Annotated in this window: 13 protein-coding genes; 11 read left to right on the top strand and 2 right to left on the bottom strand. The window is 73.4% G+C overall.

The window, feature by feature from the left end:
* Positions 1-36: 36 nt before the first annotated feature.
* Both miaB and ACSURM_RS10250 read left to right on the top strand, forming a co-directional pair.
* Positions 37-1,566: a tRNA (N6-isopentenyl adenosine(37)-C2)-methylthiotransferase MiaB gene (miaB, locus tag ACSURM_RS10255; RefSeq protein WP_436954700.1), complete on the top strand. Its 1,530-nt coding sequence runs from the start codon at positions 37-39 to the stop codon at positions 1,564-1,566.
* Positions 1,567-1,753: 187 nt separating this feature from the next.
* Positions 1,754-2,467 (top strand): class III extradiol dioxygenase subunit B-like domain-containing protein, encoded by a 714-nt coding sequence (locus ACSURM_RS10250; RefSeq protein WP_436954699.1) that lies wholly within the window; start codon positions 1,754-1,756, stop codon positions 2,465-2,467.
* Positions 2,468-2,490: 23 nt separating this feature from the next.
* On the opposite strand, the gene ACSURM_RS10245 is transcribed toward ACSURM_RS10250, so the two are convergent.
* Entirely contained in the window at positions 2,491-2,775 is a 285-nt protein-coding gene (locus ACSURM_RS10245; protein ID WP_436954698.1) for an antitoxin, read from the bottom strand.
* A gap of 245 nt (positions 2,776-3,020) precedes the next feature.
* Here ACSURM_RS10245 and miaA point away from each other — a divergent pair, with 245 nt between their 5' ends.
* From miaA to hflX, 6 genes are all read left to right on the top strand, one after another.
* Complete coding sequence (gene miaA / locus ACSURM_RS10240) at positions 3,021-3,959, top strand: tRNA (adenosine(37)-N6)-dimethylallyltransferase MiaA (RefSeq protein ID WP_289968192.1); 939 nt, start codon at positions 3,021-3,023, stop codon at positions 3,957-3,959.
* 365 nt (positions 3,960-4,324) lie between these two features.
* Positions 4,325-4,774, top strand: coding sequence for a hypothetical protein (locus ACSURM_RS10235; RefSeq protein ID WP_436961022.1), 450 nt, complete (start codon positions 4,325-4,327; stop codon positions 4,772-4,774).
* Between the two features lie 52 nt (positions 4,775-4,826).
* A complete protein-coding gene (dapF, locus tag ACSURM_RS10230; protein WP_436954697.1) occupies positions 4,827-5,696 on the top strand; it encodes a diaminopimelate epimerase in 870 nt (289 codons plus the stop codon).
* Between the two features lie 187 nt (positions 5,697-5,883).
* Positions 5,884-8,151 carry a RelA/SpoT family protein gene (locus ACSURM_RS10225; RefSeq protein ID WP_436954696.1) on the top strand — a complete coding sequence of 756 codons (2,268 nt, stop codon included), beginning with the start codon at positions 5,884-5,886 and terminating at the stop codon, positions 8,149-8,151.
* A gap of 169 nt (positions 8,152-8,320) precedes the next feature.
* Entirely contained in the window at positions 8,321-9,934 is a 1,614-nt protein-coding gene (locus ACSURM_RS10220) for a M1 family metallopeptidase (RefSeq protein WP_436954695.1), read from the top strand.
* A gap of 160 nt (positions 9,935-10,094) precedes the next feature.
* Positions 10,095-11,582, top strand: a complete 1,488-nt coding sequence (hflX, locus tag ACSURM_RS10215) for a GTPase HflX (protein ID WP_436954694.1) — start codon at positions 10,095-10,097, stop codon at positions 11,580-11,582.
* Between the two features lie 73 nt (positions 11,583-11,655).
* Here hflX and ACSURM_RS10210 read toward each other — a convergent pair whose 3' ends face one another.
* The gene (locus tag ACSURM_RS10210; protein WP_436954693.1) at positions 11,656-12,879 is read right to left on the bottom strand and encodes a trypsin-like serine peptidase; all 1,224 of its coding nucleotides are present in this window, start codon (positions 12,877-12,879) and stop codon (positions 11,656-11,658) included.
* 401 nt (positions 12,880-13,280) lie between these two features.
* On the opposite strand from ACSURM_RS10210, the gene ACSURM_RS10205 reads away from it, so the two are divergent.
* From ACSURM_RS10205 to ACSURM_RS10195, 3 genes are all read left to right on the top strand, one after another.
* The gene (locus tag ACSURM_RS10205; protein WP_436954692.1) at positions 13,281-14,738 is read left to right on the top strand and encodes a diaminobutyrate--2-oxoglutarate transaminase family protein; all 1,458 of its coding nucleotides are present in this window, start codon (positions 13,281-13,283) and stop codon (positions 14,736-14,738) included.
* A gap of 276 nt (positions 14,739-15,014) precedes the next feature.
* On the top strand, positions 15,015-17,111 hold the full coding sequence (locus tag ACSURM_RS10200) for an IucA/IucC family protein (protein WP_436954691.1): 2,097 nt from the start codon (positions 15,015-15,017) through the stop codon (positions 17,109-17,111).
* 79 nt (positions 17,112-17,190) lie between these two features.
* Positions 17,191-17,958 (top strand): GNAT family N-acetyltransferase, encoded by a 768-nt coding sequence (locus tag ACSURM_RS10195; protein ID WP_436954690.1) that lies wholly within the window; start codon positions 17,191-17,193, stop codon positions 17,956-17,958.
* Positions 17,959-18,043 lie beyond the last annotated feature (85 nt).

Genomic DNA, 18,043 nt, shown 5'->3' with positions numbered 1-18,043 from the left:
GACACCGGCCGCCATGGACCGCCTACCCTGGAACGCATGACCAGCAGCAGCGACCGGAGCCCGGCAGTGGACGTTCCCGCCCCCAAGAGTTACGAGATCCGCACCTACGGGTGCCAGATGAACGTCCACGACTCCGAGCGATTGGCCGGGCTGCTCGAAGAGGCCGGATACGTGCGGGCCCCCGAGGACGCGGACGGGGACGCCGACGTCGTCGTCTTCAACACCTGCGCGGTCCGGGAGAACGCCGACAACCGGCTCTACGGCAACCTCGGCCGGCTCGCGCCGAGGAAGGCGTCGCGCCCGGGCATGCAGATCGCGGTCGGCGGCTGTCTCGCGCAGAAGGACCGCGACACCATCGTGAAGAAGGCGCCCTGGGTGGACGTCGTCTTCGGCACGCACAACATCGGCAAGCTGCCCGTCCTGCTGGAGCGCGCCCGCGTCCAGGAGGAGGCGCAGGTGGAGATCGCCGAGTCCCTGGAGGCGTTCCCCTCCACGCTGCCGACCCGCCGCGAGAGCGCCTACGCGGCCTGGGTGTCGATCTCCGTCGGCTGCAACAACACCTGCACCTTCTGCATCGTCCCGGCGCTGCGCGGCAAGGAGAAGGACCGCCGCCCCGGCGACATCCTCGCCGAGATCGAGACCCTGGTCGGCGAGGGCGTCTCGGAGATCACGCTGCTCGGCCAGAACGTCAACGCCTACGGCTCCGACATCGGCGACCGCGAGGCATTCAGCAAGCTGCTGCGCGCCTGCGGGAACATCGAGGGCCTGGAGCGGGTCCGCTTCACCTCCCCGCACCCGCGCGACTTCACGGACGACGTGATCGCGGCCATGGCCGAGACCCCGAACGTCATGCCCCAGCTGCACATGCCGCTCCAGTCCGGCTCGGACACCGTCCTGAAGGCGATGCGCCGCTCCTACCGCCAGGAGCGGTACCTCGGGATCATCGAGAAGGTGCGGGCCGCCATCCCGCACGCCGCGATCACCACCGACATCATCGTGGGCTTCCCCGGCGAGACCGAGGAGGACTTCGAGCAGACGCTGCACGTCGTCCGCGAGGCCCGGTTCGCCCAGGCGTTCACCTTCCAGTACTCCAAGCGCCCCGGCACCCCCGCCGCGACCATGGAGAACCAGATCCCCAAGGAGGTCGTCCAGGCGCGCTACGAACGGCTGGTCGCCCTCCAGGAGGAGATCTCCTGGGCGGAGAACAAGAAGCAGGTCGGCCGCACGCTGGAGCTGATGGTCGCCGAGGGCGAGGGCCGCAAGGACGGCGCCACCCACCGCCTCTCCGGCCGCGCCCCCGACAACCGCCTGGTCCACTTCACCAAGCCCGACCAGGAGGTCCGCCCCGGCGACGTCGTCACCGTCGAGGTCACCTACGCCGCCCCGCACCACCTCCTCGCCGAGGGCCCGGTACTGGCCGTGCGTCGTACGCGCGCGGGCGACGCCTGGGAGAAGCGCAACGCGGCGGAGGCCGCCAAGCCGGCGGGCGTGATGCTGGGCCTGCCGAAGATCGGCGTGCCCGAGCCGCTCCCGGTGACCGCGGGCAGCGGCTGCGGCTGCGACTGACTCCTGCCCCGCGCAAGGGCCGTACGGGGGCCCGGGCGCCTGGAGTCGTACGAGGGTCCGGGCGCCCGAGGTCGTACGGGTGCCCGGGCGTCTGAAGTCGTACGGGTACCCGGGCATCCGGGCCGTACATCCTCGGTGACCCAGGGTGGTGCCCGGCCGGTCGGCGCGGGGAGTTAACCTGCCGACCATGCTTGTCGCCGCCGCAGTCTGTCCCTGCCCTCCGCTGCTCGTGCCCGAGGTCGCCACGGGTGCCGCACCAGAACTGGACGCCGCCCGCGCGGCCTGCTCGGACGCGCTCGGCGTGCTCGCCGCCGCCCGCCCCGACCTGCTGGTGGTCCTCGGCACCGCCGAGCCGGGCGGGCGCGGCCCGTTCCCACAGGGCACCCCGGGCACGTTCCGCGGGTTCGGGGCCGACGTGGACGTGCGTCTGGGCCCCGCCACCGACGCCCCCCTGGAGCGCGAGCTGCCGGCCTCGCTGGCCGTCGGCGCCTGGCTGCTGGAGCGGACCGGCTGGGCGGACGCCCCCATCGAGGGGCTCGGCGTCGCCGACACGCTGGAACCCGAGCGGTGCGCCGAGACCGGCCGGGAACTGGCCGGCCGGGCCGAACGCGTGGCACTGCTGGTGATGGGCGACGCCAGCGCCTGCCGCACCCTCAAGGCACCCGGGTATCTGGACGAGCGCGCGGCACCCTTCGACGCGGAGGCGGCGCGGGCGCTCGGGGCCGCGGACCTGGCGGCCCTGCGGGCGCTGGACCCCGCGCTCGCCCGTGAACTGAAGGCGGCCGGGCGCGCCCCTTGGCAGATCCTCGCCGGCGCGGCGCACGGGGTCCGCCTCACCGGCACCCTGCTGTACGAGGACGCGCCGTACGGCGTGGGGTACCTGGTCGCTACCTGGTCCTGAACTCCCTCATGTACCGGACTTCCTCATGAAGTCGGCGGTGGTCCCTCCGGGCGGGTCGGAGTCGCCGGGTCGGGGGGCGGCGGTGTGCCCGTGGGGCCGTTCTTGTGCGCGAGGCGGTCCATGGCCTCCTTGGCCTTGCCCGTGCCCGCCTGGATCCTGTCGCTGTACTTGCCCTTGGTCCGCTCGTCGACGGCCTTGGCGGCCTTGTCGATCCCGTGCTGGACCTTGTCCCCGTGCTGCCGAGCGAGGTCCGAGACCTTGTCCTTGGCCGGGCCCAGCTTGGCCTTCATGTTGTCCATCAGACCCATGGTCCACCTTCCCTCGCGGGGGGCTGCCCGCGGACGTCCTCACCGACCGCGCCGTCCGCCCGCCGAGAACCCGGCACATGCGGACGTACCCACTTCATACGGTACTCGTACGGGCGATTCGCCGCGTCGCCCGGTACGTACCCACCTCACCCACCTCGTATCCCCCGGATGCGCTGTGCATGCGCACGGGCACTCGATGACCTACTCCTTCGAGGCGCCTCCCGGGCGTTTGCGAGACTGGTGCGGTGAGCAGTGCACCCGTCGCCCCCCGCGTCATCGCCGTCGTAGGACCCACCGCGGCCGGAAAGTCCGATCTCGGTGTCTTCCTGGCCCAGCAACTCGGCGGCGAGGTCGTCAACGCCGACTCCATGCAGCTGTACCGGGGGATGGACATCGGTACCGCCAAGCTGACGCCCGAGGAGCGCGGCGGCGTTCCGCACCACCTGCTGGACATCTGGGACGTGACGGTCACCGCCTCGGTCGCCGAGTACCAGAAACTGGCCCGCGCGCGGATCGACGCGCTGCTCGCCGAGGGCCGCTGGCCCGTCCTGGTCGGCGGTTCCGGCCTCTACGTCCGGGGAGCCGTCGACAACCTGGAGTTCCCCGGCACCGACCCGGAGGTCCGGGCCCGGCTGGAGGAGGAGCTGGCGCTGCGCGGCCCGGGTGCCCTGCACGCCCGGCTGGCCGCCGCCGACCCCGAGGCCGGCCGCGCGATCCTGCCGAGCAACGGCCGCCGGATCGTCCGCGCGCTGGAGGTGATCGAGATCACCGGCCAGCCCTTCACGGCCAACCTGCCGGGCCACGACTCGGTGTACGACACCGTCCAGATCGGCGTCGACGTCGCCCGCCCGGAACTGGACGACCGCATCGCGCGGCGCGTCGACCGCATGTGGGAGGCGGGCCTCGTGGACGAGGTGCGCGCACTGGAGGCGCAGGGCCTGCGCGAGGGGCGCACGGCCTCGCGCGCGCTCGGCTACCAGCAGGTACTCGCGGCGCTGGCCGGGGAGTGCACCGAAGCGGAAGCGCGGGCCGAGACCGTGCGTGCCACCAAGCGCTTCGCGCGCCGCCAGGATTCGTGGTTCAGGAGGGATCCCCGGGTGCACTGGTTGAGTGGGGCCGCGGCGGATCGCGGGGAACTTCCGCAGCAGGCCCTGGCGTTGGTCGAACGACCGGTTACAGCCTGATCACGTCATGGCATCGGGATGCGCCGCCGGTCATCGCGGCCTGCGGCGCCGTGCCATCATCGAGCTTCGATCGACCAAGTGGAGCCTAGTTGGGAGGGCGCGTGGCGATGGAGGCCGGCCCTCGCGACACCGCACAGAGTACCGAGCCCGTCACCACGGAGAGTGACGACCCCGGCCCGGGCGCGGACCATCCGCACGAGTACCACCCCCGGGCGAACGGCTCCTCCCCGGACGGCACCCACGCCGACCGTCCGCACGGCGACCCGCACGCCCACGGACCGACGGACGACCGCCCGCCAGGAGACGCTCTGACCGCGGGCCCTCCCGCTGCCGGCCCTGCCGCCGGCCTGCCTCCCGCCGACCCCCTGGCCGCGGACCGCCTGGCCGACGACCGTCTCGCCGACGACGGACCCGACGACACCCAGGGCGGCGTCACCGCCGACGGACCGGCGCCCGAGGAGATGTACCCGGGCGGCCCGGAGGTCGAGGTCGAACTGCGCCCGCAGCGCCGGCTGCGCATCTGGCAGCTGGCACCCATCGTGGGACTCGGCGCCGTCGGCTCCCTGATGTTCGCCTTCCCGCTCGCCTTCGACTTCGGTGACAGCGGTGCCGTCATCGCCATGCTCGGCCTACTGATCTGCTCCTGCGCCGCGGGCTGGGGCATGATGGCCGCCCGCCGGGTCGGCTACACCTGGCCGGGCCTGCCCCCGCGCGGCTCGGGCCGCCGCCCGGACTGGCGGGTCGTCCTCGGCTACGTCCTCCTGGTGGCCGTGGTGGTCGTCCTCGCCGTCTGGCGGGTGGCACGGCTCCGCTGAGCCGCCCGGTCCGCCCCGGCCCGCTGTCGGTGCCCTCCCGTACGATCGAGGAATGAGCACACGGATCGCCTTCCTCAAGGGTCACGGCACGGAGAACGACTTCGTGATCCTCCCGGACCCGGAGAACGCCCTCGACCTGTCCCCGGCCGCCGTGGCCGCGCTGTGCGACCGGCGTGCGGGCATCGGAGGCGACGGCGTGCTGCGCGTCGTCCGGTCCGCGGCGCACCCGGAGGCCCGGGCGATGGCCGGCGAGGCCGAGTGGTTCATGGACTACCGCAACGGCGACGGCTCGATCGCCGAGATGTGCGGCAACGGCACCCGTGTGTTCGCGCGCTACCTCCAGCACGCCGGACATGTGACCGAAGGCGACCTGGCGATCGCCACGCGCGCGGGCGTGAAGACCGTCCACATCGCGAAGGACGGTGACATCACGATCGGCATGGGCCGCGCCCGGCTCCCCGAAGGGGACGTCACGGTGACCGTCGGCGAGCACAGCTGGCCCGCGCGCAACGTCAACATGGGCAACCCGCACGCGGTGGCCTTCGTGGCCGACCTGGCGCACGCCGGCGATCTGTACGCCGCGCCGCCGGTCAGCCCGGCGAGCGCCTACCCGGACGGTGTGAACGTCGAGTTCGTCGTCGACCGGGGCCCCCGGCACGTCGCCATGCGCGTGCACGAGCGCGGCTCCGGCGAGACCCGCTCGTGCGGCACGGGCGCGTGCGCCGTCGCCGTGGCCGCCGCCCGCCGGGACGGCGCCGACCCGGCCGTCACCGGCACCCCGGCCACGTACACCGTCGACGTGCCCGGCGGACGCCTGGTCATCACCGAGCGGCCGGACGGCGAGATCGAGATGACCGGACCCGCCGTGATCGTCGCCGAGGGCGAGATCGACGCCGAGTGGCTGGCCCAGACGCTCGGCTGAGACCGAAAACTTAAACCTCGATTTCGTCGCTCGAATGGGTGATCCGTTTCACGCTCGGCCGGAGGCGGTCGGTCGGGCGTGGCGGGCTCGGTAGCATCAAGCACCGGCACGGACGGGGGAATGCCGCCAACCCTGAGCCGCGTGTGCCCCGGGACTCCGTCCGCCGGTCCACGAGCCGGAGGTGCCCATGAGTGCGGAGGCCACGAACCCTGCGACCGCTGGTCTGCCGACGCCCCCGGTGCCACAGGCGCTCACCGCGTCCACGGCACCCGCGGCGCCGCGCAGAAAGGCCCGGCCCCGGATCGACCTGCGCCGGCTCGGCCGCGCCGCGCTGCTCGGCTCCGCCACCCGCGACAAACTGCCCGACGCGATCGGCCACGTCGTGGAGGCGCACCGCGCCCACCACCCCGACGCCGACCTCGAACCCCTGCGCCGCGCCTACGTCCTGGCCGAGTCCTCGCACCGCGGCCAGACCCGCAAGAGCGGCGAGCCGTACATCACGCACCCGCTCGCCGTGACCCTGATCCTCGCCGAACTCGGCGCGGAGACCACGACCCTGACGGCCTCTCTGCTGCATGACACGGTCGAGGACACCGATGTGACGCTCGAACAGGTGCGGGAGCAGTTCGGCGAGGAGGTGCGTTACCTGGTCGACGGCGTCACGAAACTGGAGAAGGTCGACTACGGAGCCGCCGCCGAACCGGAGACCTTCCGCAAGATGCTCGTCGCCACCGGCAATGACGTGCGCGTGATGTCGATCAAACTCGCCGACCGCCTGCACAACATGCGCACCCTCGGCGTGATGCGCCCCGAGAAACAGGCGCGGATCGCCAAGGTCACCCGTGACGTCCTCATCCCGCTCGCCGAGCGCCTGGGCGTGCAGGCCCTCAAGACCGAGTTGGAGGACCTGGTCTTCGCCGTCCTCCACCCCGAGGAATACGCCCGCACCCGCGAACTGATCGCTGAGAACGCCGCCCGCCCCGGCGACCCGCTCGCCGTGGTCGCCGAGGAGGCGCGCGGGGTACTGCGCGAGGCCGACATCCCGGCCGAGGTACTCATCCGCCCCCGGCACTTCGTCTCCGTCCACCGGGTGGCCCGCAAACGCGGCCGGCTGCGCGGCACGGACTTCGGCCGCCTGCTGGTGCTGGTGAACGAGGACGCGGACTGCTACGCCGTCCTCGGCGAACTGCACACCTGTATGACGCCGGTGGTCTCGGAGTTCAAGGACTTCATCGCCGTACCGAAGTTCAACCTCTACCAGTCCCTGCACACCGCGGTCGCCCGGCCCGACGGGCAGATGGTCGAGGTCCTCATCCGCACCCACCAGATGCACAAGGTCGCCGAGGCCGGTGTGGTGGCCCTCGGCAACCCGTACGCGCCCGCCCCCGAGTCCGGCGCCTCCGACGCCCCCGCGCACGACGCGTCCCCCGCCGAGGGCGAGCGCGTCGACCCCACGCGTCCCGGCTGGCTCTCCCGTCTCCTCGAATGGCAGCGGGCCGCCCCCGACCCCGACACCTTCTGGTCCACCCTGCGCGAGGACCTCGCGCAGGACCGGGAGATCACCGTCTTCCGCCCCGACGGCGGCACGCTCGGCCTGCCCGAGGGCGCCACCTGCGTGGACGCCGCCTACGCGCAGTACGGCGAGGACGCGCACGCCTGTATCGGGGCCCGGGTCAACGGCCGGCTCGCCACCCTCAGCACGGTCCTGCGCGACGGCGACACCGTCCAGCTCCTGATGGGCCAGGACCCGGCGTCCGAGCCGTCCCGCGAATGGCTGGACCACGCCCACACACCGGCCGCCCGCATCGCCATCCAGCGCTGGCTGGCCACCCACCCCGGCGGCGGCGACGGCACGGACGACGACGCCGCGACCGAGCCGGACGACCGCGCCGCCGGCCCGGCCCGGACCGCCGCCGCGGCGCGCGCGACCGCTGCCCGTACGAACTCGGCCCGGGACGGCGAGGCCACGGCCGCCGCCCCCGCGGAAGCCCCGCGCGCCCGGCGCGCCGACGTCCTCGCGGACCGGCCCGGCGCCGCCGTACGCCTCGCCAAGTGCTGCACGCCCGTGCCTCCGGACGAGATCACCGGGTTCACGGTGCGCGGGGGAGCGGTGACCGTGCACCGCGTGGAGTGCGCGGTGGTGGCGCACATGAAGGGCCTGGGGCGCGCGGAGACCGGGGTGCGCTGGGGGGACACCGCCGAGTGCCGGGTCACCCTGGTCGCTGAATCGTTCGGCCGCCCGCATCTGCTCGCCGACCTCACCGAGGCGATCGCCCTGGCGGGCGCCGAGATCGTCTCCGCCACCGTCGAACCGCCCAGCCAGCAGCGGGTGCGCCACACCTACACCCTCGAGCTCCCCGACGCCTCCCGCCTCCCGGCCCTGATGCGCGCCATGCGGGACGTACCAGGGGTGTACGACGTGAGCCGCGCCCAGCACCAGGCACCGGCCCCCTGAAGACACCACTCCGGATCACAGTGTCCTGCCGCTCGTCGCACCGCCCCCGACTACGGCACCCGCCCACCCATCGCACCGCCCCCCTGACGACGGCGTCCGCCCTACCCGTTCGAGTGGGCCGGACGCGCGTCTCCGCCGTGCGGGGGGCTCGCCCTGGTAGCGGTGGTCCATGCCGCTCACCCCCCGCCTCCGCCGCCACCCCCGGCCTAAGCCCGGCTCCTCCCCGCTCACCCTCCGGACGCAACCGGAGACCTTCCCGCACGCCTCGCCCTCCCCGAGCGAGCCCGGCACCGTCACCCCCCGCCGCGCCCCCTCCGGAAGGACCCGGTACCGCAAGGCGGCCCTGCTCGCCTCCGCCGTCTCGCTCTGCCTGGTCGCCGCCGCGGCCCCGGCCGAGCCCCTCGGGGTGGGCGACCGGCTCTACCCGTACCTGGGCAACCCCGGCTACGACGTCGACTCGTACACCCTGGACTTCACCTACACCGCCCAGGACAAGCCGCTGGAGGCCGTGACCACCATCGACGCCAGGGCCACCGCCGACCTGGAGCGCGTCAACCTCGACTTCACCCACGGCACCGTCCGCTCGGTCGAGGTCGACGGGCTCCCGGCCGCCTTCACCAGCGCCGGCGAGGACCTGGTCGTCACCCCGCGCCACCCGCGGGCCGAGGGCCGCCGGTTCCGGATCACCGTGCGGCACACCAGCGACCCCGTCTACGGCAAGGACCAGCAGGGCGGCTGGGTGCGCACCGCCGACGGGCTCGCCATGGCCAACCAGGCCGACGCCGCCCACCTGGTGTTCCCGTGCAACGACCACCCGTCCGACAAGGCCGTGTTCGCCTTCCGGATCACCGCGCCCAACGCCTACACGGCCGTCGCCAACGGCCTGCCCACCGGAGCCGCCCGGCACGGCGCCACCACCACCTGGACCTACCGCCACCGGCACCCCATGGCCACCGAACTCGCCCAGGTCTCCATCGGCCGCTCCGCCGTGGTCCGCCGCCAGGGACCGCACGGGCTGCCCCTGCGCGACGTCGTCCCCGCCGCCGCCCGCGAGGCCCTCGAACCCTGGCTGGCGAAGACGCCGGACCAGATCGCCTGGATGGAGGGCAAGGTCGGCCGGTACCCCTTCGAAACCTATGGCGTGCTCATGGCACAAGCGTCCACGGGCTTCGAACTGGAGACCCAGACCCTCTCCCTCTTCGAGAAGAGCCTGTTCACCAGTCCCGGCTACCCCGCGTGGTACCTGGAATCGATCATGGTGCACGAGCTGTCCCACCAGTGGTTCGGCGACAGCGTCACCCCGCGCGCCTGGTCCGACGTCTGGCTGAACGAGGGACACGCCACCTGGTACGAGGCGCTGTACAGCGAGGAGACCGCGAAGCGGCCGCTGGAGACGCGGATGAAAGGCGCGTACGGCGCCTCCGACCGCTGGCGCGCGGCCGGCGGCCCGCCCGCCCGGCCCAAGCCGCCCGCCCCCGGCCAGAAGATCGACCTGTTCCGGCCCAACGTCTACGACGGCGCCGCCCTCGTCCTCTACGCCCTGCGGCAGGAGATCGGCCGCCCGGCCTTCGAGCGGCTGGAGCGGCTCTGGGTCCAGCGGCACCGCGACGCCACCGCCACCACCGCCGACTTCGTCCGGCTGGCCTCCGCCGTCGCCGGCCGCGACCTCGACGGCTTCCTGCGGCCCTGGCTGTACGGCGAGAAGACCCCGCCGATGCCCGGCCACCCGGACTGGAAGCCGGCCGCGGCCCCCAAGGCGGCCGAGCCCCACCTGAGGCGATAACCCGGTGACGAGACGTGCCGTCCCGTGCGACCATCTACGGGTCGGCGCCCGGACGGGACACGGGAATCTCCCGGGGTACCCGTACGTTGAACAAGGCGAGCGGTCGGGTAAGACCGCCGTACCGACGCCGTAACGGCAATCCCATCGACGTAAGGATCCAATGACCTCCTCTTCTTCCCCTTCCCAGGACACCAAGCGCCTCGCGCACGCCTATCCCGAGGGTCTTCGGGCCGATGCCCTGATGGAAGAGGACGTCGCCTGGAGCCACGAGATCGACGGCGAGCGGGACGGCGACCAGTTCGACCGCTCCGAGCGCGCGGCCCTGCGCCGCGTGGTGGGCCTGTCCACCGAGCTGGAGGACGTCACCGAGGTCGAGTACCGCCAGCTCCGCCTGGAGCGGGTCGTGCTCGTCGGCGTGTGGACCACCGGCACCGCGCAGGACGCCGACAACTCCCTCGCCGAGCTGGCCGCCCTCGCGGAGACCGCGGGCGCGCTCGTGCTCGACGGCGTCATCCAGCGCCGCGACAAGCCCGACGCGGCCACCTACATCGGCTCCGGCAAGGCCGCCGAGCTGCGGGACATCGTCCTCGAAACGGGCGCCGACACTGTCATCTGCGACGGTGAGCTGAGCCCGGGCCAGCTGATCCAGCTGGAGGACGTGGTCAAGGTCAAGGTCATCGACCGTACGGCCCTGATCCTGGACATCTTCGCCCAGCACGCCAAGTCCCGCGAGGGCAAGGCGCAGGTCGCGCTCGCGCAGATGCAGTACATGCTGCCGCGACTGCGCGGCTGGGGTCAGTCGCTGTCCCGGCAGATGGGTGGCGGTCGCGGCGGCCTCGCCACGCGTGGCCCCGGTGAGACCAAGATCGAGACGGACCGGCGCCGGATCCGCGAGAAGATGGCGAAGATGCGCCGGGAGATCGCGGACATGAAGACCGGCCGCGAGGTCAAGCGCCAGGAGCGCCGGCGCAACAAGGTGCCGTCCGTGGCCATCGCGGGCTACACCAACGCCGGCAAGTCCTCCCTGCTCAACCGCCTCACGGGTGCCGGCGTCCTGGTCGAGAACGCCCTGTTCGCGACCCTGGACCCGACCGTCCGCCGGGCCGAGACCCCGAGCGGCCGGCTGTACACGCTGGCCGACACCGTCGGCTTCGTCCGGCACCTGCCGCACCACCTGGTCGAGGCGTTCCGCTCCACCATGGAGGAGGTCGGCGACTCCGACCTGATCCTGCACGTGGTGGACGGCTCGCACCCGAACCCGGAGGAGCAGCTCGCCGCCGTGCGCGAGGTGATCCGGGACGTCGGCGCCACCGGCGTGCCCGAGATCGTCGTGATCAACAAGGCAGACGCGGCCGACCCGCTGGTGCTCCAGCGGCTGCTGCGGGTCGAGAAGCGCTCGATCGCCGTCTCGGCGCGCACCGGCCAGGGCATCGCGGAACTGCTCGCCCGGATCGACGACGAGCTGCCCCGCCCCGCGGTCGAGGTCGTGGCGCTCGTGCCCTACACCCACGGCAAGCTGGTCGCCCGTGCGCACGCCGAGGGCGAGGTCCTCTCCGAGGAGCACACCGCGGAGGGCACCCTGCTCAAGGTCCGGGTGCACGAGGAACTGGCGGCCGACCTGGCGCCGTACACGCCGGTCTCCGCCTGACCCGCGCAGGTACGAGGGCCCGTCACCCCACCCGGGGTGACGGGCCCTCGTCACGCTCGTCGCGGTGGCCCGCTCACCGTCCGGCGAACTGCTCGCTCACCGACTCGTACAGGCTCTTGGCCACCTCGCCCAGCCGGGGACCGGCCAGCCAGCCCGCGTTCACCGGGCCGATGGACGTGTTGGACACCAGCGCCGGCTTGCCGTCGGCACCGGTCTCCACCCAGCCGCCGCCGGACGAACCGCCCGTCATCGTGCAGCCGATCCGGTACATCGTCGGGTCGGACCGCTCCAGGGAGAGCCGGCCCGGCTCGTCCTGGCACTGGTACAGCAGCCCGCCGTCGTACGGCGCCGCCGCCGGGTAACCGGACGCCGTCACGCTGCCCACGTTCGCCACGGCCGGCGCGTCGAAGTCCACCGGCAGCGCCCCGCCGACCGTCTCCTCCAGCGACTTGCCGCCGCTGCCCTGCTCCGGCGTCACATGGATGACGGCGAAGTCGTACGCGGCACCGGCACCGCCCGTCTTGCCGCCCTCGCTGATCCACTGCTGCGAGGTCTTCGCCGCGTCGGCCCACCACACGCCGTACGGGGCGACCTGGGACCGGCTCGCGTTCTGCAGCGCGGCCGCCGACAGGGCCTGGTCGTTGTACGACGGCACGAAGGCGAGGTTTCGGTACCAGCCGCCCTTCTTCCCGGCGTGCACACAGTGACCGGCCGTCCAGACCAGGTTGGACTTGCCCGGGTGGGCCGGGTCCCGCACGACCGTCGCCGAGCAGACCATGGTGCCCTCGGGCGAGTCGAAGAGCAGCTTGCCCGACGTGGCCGCGTTGGCGTGGTACGGCGCGTCGACCGCCTGCGCCGTCACCGGCTGCGGCGTCGGGTCCGTCACGCCCTGGTCACCGGAGAGGTCGTTGTCGTCGACGCCCTGGTCCGGCTCCTCGGCCTCCCGCATCCGGTCCGGGTCCCACAGACCGCTGATGACCGGGTTGACGAAGTCGTTGGCCTCGCGCAGCCAGTCGTCCTTGTTCCAGTCCTTCCAGGCGCCGTTCTTCCACTTGTCGATGTCGATCCCGTGTTCCTTGAGCCTGCGCTTGAGGTCGTCGGGGATACGTATCTTTCCGTCACCGGAGCCCGCAGCGCTCGCGGTGGCGCCCGGGTCGCCGTTGTCGGCCCCGCCGCTGTCACAGGCGGTGGCGGTCAACGCCAGCGCCGAGACGAGGGCGACCGCCGTCAGCGAGGCCGAGGTGCGGCGACCGCCCCTTCCTCGCCGAGCGGTGAACGACGGCCGTATGGATCGCATGGTCTTGACTCCCCCTGCTGTGAAAGGAACTCGGCGCTTCGGCCCCGGCCCCGGCGGCGAACCCATGGACGGTTCCTGCCGGTTCCGCGACCTTCTGGGAACGGCATCACACACTATGCGGTCGCCGTGGGGGAGTTCTGCCCGGACGGCAACGGTTCCGTCACAGGCTGCCTGAACAGGGCCGAACCGTGCCGGGTGCCCCGCTGCGGCCACCCCTGCCGTACGCCGTCCGCCCGTTCTCCGGAAGGGCGACGGGAAGGCCGACCTCACTTCCGGCCAAGGATCTCCGGGCCACCCCGTAACCGGCCGAACGGTCGGCGGTTGTAGCCGGTGGAACCGGCCGTCTGGGTCCGGTCCCCGAGCACCGACTCGCCCTTGACCAGCCAGGAGGACAACGCGCCGTGGCCGTAACGGAGTCGATGGCCGGAGCCGCATCCGGAGAAACGCGCGACCCGCTCGAGGGCATCCTCAGACGCCAGTCGGCGCGCGAGTCCTCGGCGCGGACCTACGCCCGCGCCCTGCCCATCGTTCCCGTCCGGGCCCGGGGGCTCACCATCGAGGGCGCCGACGGCCGCCGTTACCTGGACTGCCTCTCCGGCGCGGGCACCCTCGCCCTCGGCCACAACCACCCGGTCGTGCTCGAAGCGATCCGCGGGGTCCTGGACTCGGGCGCCCCGCTCTCCGTCCTCGACCTCGCGACCCCGGTCAAGGACGCCTTCGTCACCGAGCTGTTCCACACCCTCCCGCCCGGCCTCGCCGACCGCGCCCGGGTCCAGTTCTGCGGGCCGGCCGGCACCGACGCCGTCGAGGCCGCCCTCAAACTGGTCCGGGCCGCGACCGGCCGCTCCGGCGTCCTCGCCTTCGCCGGCGCCTACCACGGCATGACCGCCGGTGCCCTGGCCGTCTCCGGCGGCGCCCCCGACGTCCAGGTGGCCCGCCTGCCCTACCCGCAGGACTACCGCTGCCCGTTCGGCATCGGAGGTCCGACCGGCGCCGAACTCGCCGCCCGCTGGGCCGAGTCCCTCCTCGACGACCCCAAGTCCGGTGTGCCGAGGCCGGCCGGGATGATCCTCGAACCCGTCCAGGGCGAGGGCGGCGTGATCCCCGCGCCGGACGACTGGCTGCGCCGTATGCGCCGGCTCACGGCGGACCGCTCCATCCCGCTGATCGCCGACGAGATCCAGACCGGGGTCGGCCGGACGGGAGCCTTCTGGGCCGTCGACCACAGCGGCGTCACCCCCGACGTCATGGTCCTGTCCAAGGCCATCGGCGGCAGCCTCCCGCTGGCCGTGATCGTCTACCGCGACGACCTCGACACCTGGCAACCCGGCGCCCACGCCGGTACCTTCCGCGGCAATCAGCTCGCCATGGCCGCGGGCACCGCCACCCTCGCCTACGTCCGCGAGAACGCCCTCGCCGAACGCGCCGCCATCCTCGGCTCCCGCATGCTGAACCGGCTCGCGGACTTCGGCCGTGAGCACGCGTGCGTCGGGGACGTACGGGGCCGCGGCCTGATGATCGGCATCGAACTGGTCACCCCGGAGCCGGAGCAGCCTGAGCCGGGGGCACCGGAGTGCGGGGCCGGAGGACCGGACGGCCGTTTCGCCGCCCGCACGCCGTACCCGCCCGCGCCCGGACTCGCCGCCGCCGTGCAGCGCGAGTGCCTCCGGCGCGGACTGATCGTCGAACTGGGCGGCCGGCACGCGTCCGTGGTCCGGCTGCTTCCGCCGTTGACGATCAGCGACGAACAGGCGGAGGCGGTCCTCGACCGCCTGACCGACGCGATCACGGCGGCGGCCCGCGACCACGAGAGCCACGGCCCTGACCGGCGTGACCACGGCGGCGGCCCGCGACGCTAAGAGCCACGGTCCTGACCGGCGATGACACCCCGGCAGCGCCCGGCGCACCGGGTGAAGACCACGCGCGCCGCACCCGCCCACCGACTCCGGGAACCTGCTCCGGACCGTCACCGCCTTTTGCCCCAGCTCCGCCCTCCTTCCGGGCACCCGGCCGACACCGACCGCCGGCCGCACCTCACAGCCGTCCCGCACGCCGTCCCGCCCGCCCGACAAGGCGCCGGGGCGGCGACCGCACCAGCCCCTGACACCCCGCACCCCAGCCCCAGAGGAGCCGTCATGAACGCCACTCCCCACCCCGACGGCCGCTCCGGCGCCCCCGACGACCAGGGAGACACCGGCATCCCGCCCGCCGCCGTACCGCTCACCGACTCCGTCCCCCAGCAGAAGAGGCGGGCGGCGGACACCAGCCGACGGACGGTGCCCGGCCCCGACCCGCTGGACGACCCCGACCCGCACACCGCCGCCCAGGCCGCCGCCGTCGAGAACCTCCTGCGGTGCTGGGTCCGCGAGACCGGCCTCGCCGCCCCCGCCACCGCGAGCCTCACCGTCCCGCTGCCCGCCAGCGGCACCGCCCTCATCGCACCGGTGCGGTACTGGTCCCCGACGGGCTGGCACCGCTTCGACCCACTCCGTCTCGCCTCCGCACCCGGCACCGCGCCACCCGTCGACGCCGTGACCCTCGCGGCACTCCTGGCCAGGGAAACCCCCGCCCCGCCGACCCCGGCCCCCACCACACCCGGCCCCCGCGCCGACCGGGACAGCGGCACCGGTTCCGGCGGCACCAGCCGCACGCCCGCGGCCCCCACCGGCCCCCGCCCGGGAGGCGAGGCCACCACCGATGGCTCCGAAGCCGGCCTGGGCCCCGGTTCCCGCGGCGGCCCCGCCCCTCTCACCCGCCCCGCGGCCGGCGGCGATCTCGTCGCCAGGGTCGCCGACTCCGTCCGCCGCACCGCCGAGTTCATCCGGTACCGGCGCGCACACCCCGCGGACACCCCCGACCTGTTCCTCAGCGCCGAACAGGCCCTCCTCCTCGGACACCCGCTGCATCCGGCCCCCAAGAGCCGGGAGGGCCTGACCGAGGCCGAGGCCGACCGGTACTCACCGGAGTCGCACGGCTCCTTCCCCCTGCACTGGCTCGCCGTCGCCCCCTCCCTCCTCGCGACCGACTCGGCCTGGACCGAGCGCGGCCGTCCCGTCCCCGCCGGCCGGCTCGTCCGGAGCCTCGCCGGAACCGACCTGCCGCTGCCCGACGGCTACACCGCCCTGCCCCTGCACCCCTGGCAGGCACGCGAGGTACGGCACCGCCCAGCCGTCGCCGCGCTGCTCGACTCCGGGCTGCTCCGCGACCTCGGGCCGCTCGGCGCTCCCTGGCACCCCACCTCCTCCGTGCGCACCGTCCACCGCTCCGGCGCCCCCGCGATGCTCAAGCTCTCGCTGGCCCTGCGCATCACCAACTCCCGCCGCGAGAACCTGCGCAAGGAACTCCACCGAGGAGTCGAGGTGCACCGGCTGCTGCGCACCGGCCTCGCCGGGCGGTGGCACACGGCCCACCCGGGCTTCGACATCGTCCGCGACCCGGCCTGGCTCGCCGTGGACGACCCGGACGGCCTGCCCGTGCCGGGACTCGACGTGGTGATCCGGCACAACCCGTTCACCCCGGCCGACGACGTCGGCTGCGTCGCCGGACTCGTGTCCCCCCGCCCCCTCGCCGTACCGCCTCCCAACACCCCCGAACCATGTGTCACTTGGCCGGTGCGGTCGCGCCTGGCCCACCTCCTCGCGCGGCTCACGGCACGTACCGGCCGGCCCGTCGGCGCCGTGGCGACGGAGTGGTTCCTGCGCTACCTGGAGCACGTCGTCCGCCCCGTCCTCCGGCTGGACGGCGAGGCCGGCATCGCCCTCGAAGCCCACCAGCAGAACACGCTGGTCCTGCTGGACGGCGACGGCTGGCCCATCGGCGGCCGTTACCGCGACAACCAGGGCTACTACTTCCGCGAGTCACGGCGGACCGAACTGGCCGCACGGCTGCCCGGCATCGGCGACCGCAGCGACACCTTCGTCCCGGACGACGTCGCCGACGAACGCCTCGCCTACTACCTCGCCGTCAACAACGTGTTCGGCCTGATCGGTGCCTTCGGTTCCCAGCGCCTCGCCGACGAGCGCCTGCTCCTCGCCGCCTTCCGCCGCTTCCTCACCACCCTGGCCTCGGGTCCCGCCCCGCTGCGCGGCTCCCTGCCCGGCCGCCTGCTCGACTCACCCGTGCTGCGCTGCAAGGCCAATCTGCTGACCCGACTGCACGGCCTGGACGAACTCGTCGGCCCGGTCGACGCCCAGTCCGTCTACGTCACGATCGCCAACCCCCTTCATTCCTGAGCGGCATCCGCACATGACCCACCTCGTCTCCTGACCCCCCCGTCTCCTGTCCCGCCTCGTCTCCTGAGAGGAGAGCACCGTGCCCCCCACCGACCTGACCGCCGGAACCGGTCCCGCCCCAGCCCCTCCGAGTGCCGGCCCACGGCCCGGTACGAGGGGTCCCCGGCACTCCCCGTTCGGCCCGTTCACCGCGGAGGACGACGACCCGGGCGGCGAGGACACCCTGGACCTGCGTCTGCCCGCCGAGTTCCTCGCCCTCCGCGCCGGGGTGACGACCGGTCTCCTCGGCCGGATCGCCACGTGGGGCGCGGTCCCCACTCCCGTCGGCTCCTTCCGGCTGGTGCCCGTACGCGTCGACCGGGACCTGCCGCTCGTCCACCGCTGGATGAACGACCCGGCCGTCGCCGCATTCTGGGAACTCGCCGGGCCCCCGCACCGGACGGAGGACCACCTGCGGGCCCAACTGCACGGCGACGGGCACTGCGTACCGTGCCTCGGCGTACTCGACGGCACCCCGATGAGCTACTGGGAGCTCTACCGGGCGGACCTCGATCCACTGGCCCGCAGCTATCCGGCCCGCCCGCACGACACCGGGATCCATCTCCTCATCGGCGACGCGGCGGACCGGGGCCGCGGAGTGGGCACCGCCCTGCTGGGAGCCGTGGCCGACCTGATCCTCGACCGGTGCCCCGCCTGCCCACGGGTGGTAGCGGAACCCGATCTTCGCAACACCCCCTCCGTCGCCGCGTTCCTGCGCGCGGGTTTCCGGTTCGCCGCCGAGATCGACCTGCCCGGCAAGCGGGCCGCCCTCATGATCCGGGACCGGGTCCTGCGCGATGTGCTGTAGCGCCGCGTGATCGCGCGCTCACCATGAGATACGAACGGCGGCGGCCCGGTGTTCCCGGAGTCCGGAAAAAATCGGCGAGCAGGTG

The sequence above is a fragment of the Streptomyces sp. SudanB182_2057 genome (genome assembly GCF_964272715.1).
Classification (GTDB): Bacteria; Actinomycetota; Actinomycetes; order Streptomycetales; family Streptomycetaceae; genus Streptomyces; species Streptomyces rubradiris.
This window is presented reverse-complemented; position numbering and strand designations above follow the sequence as displayed.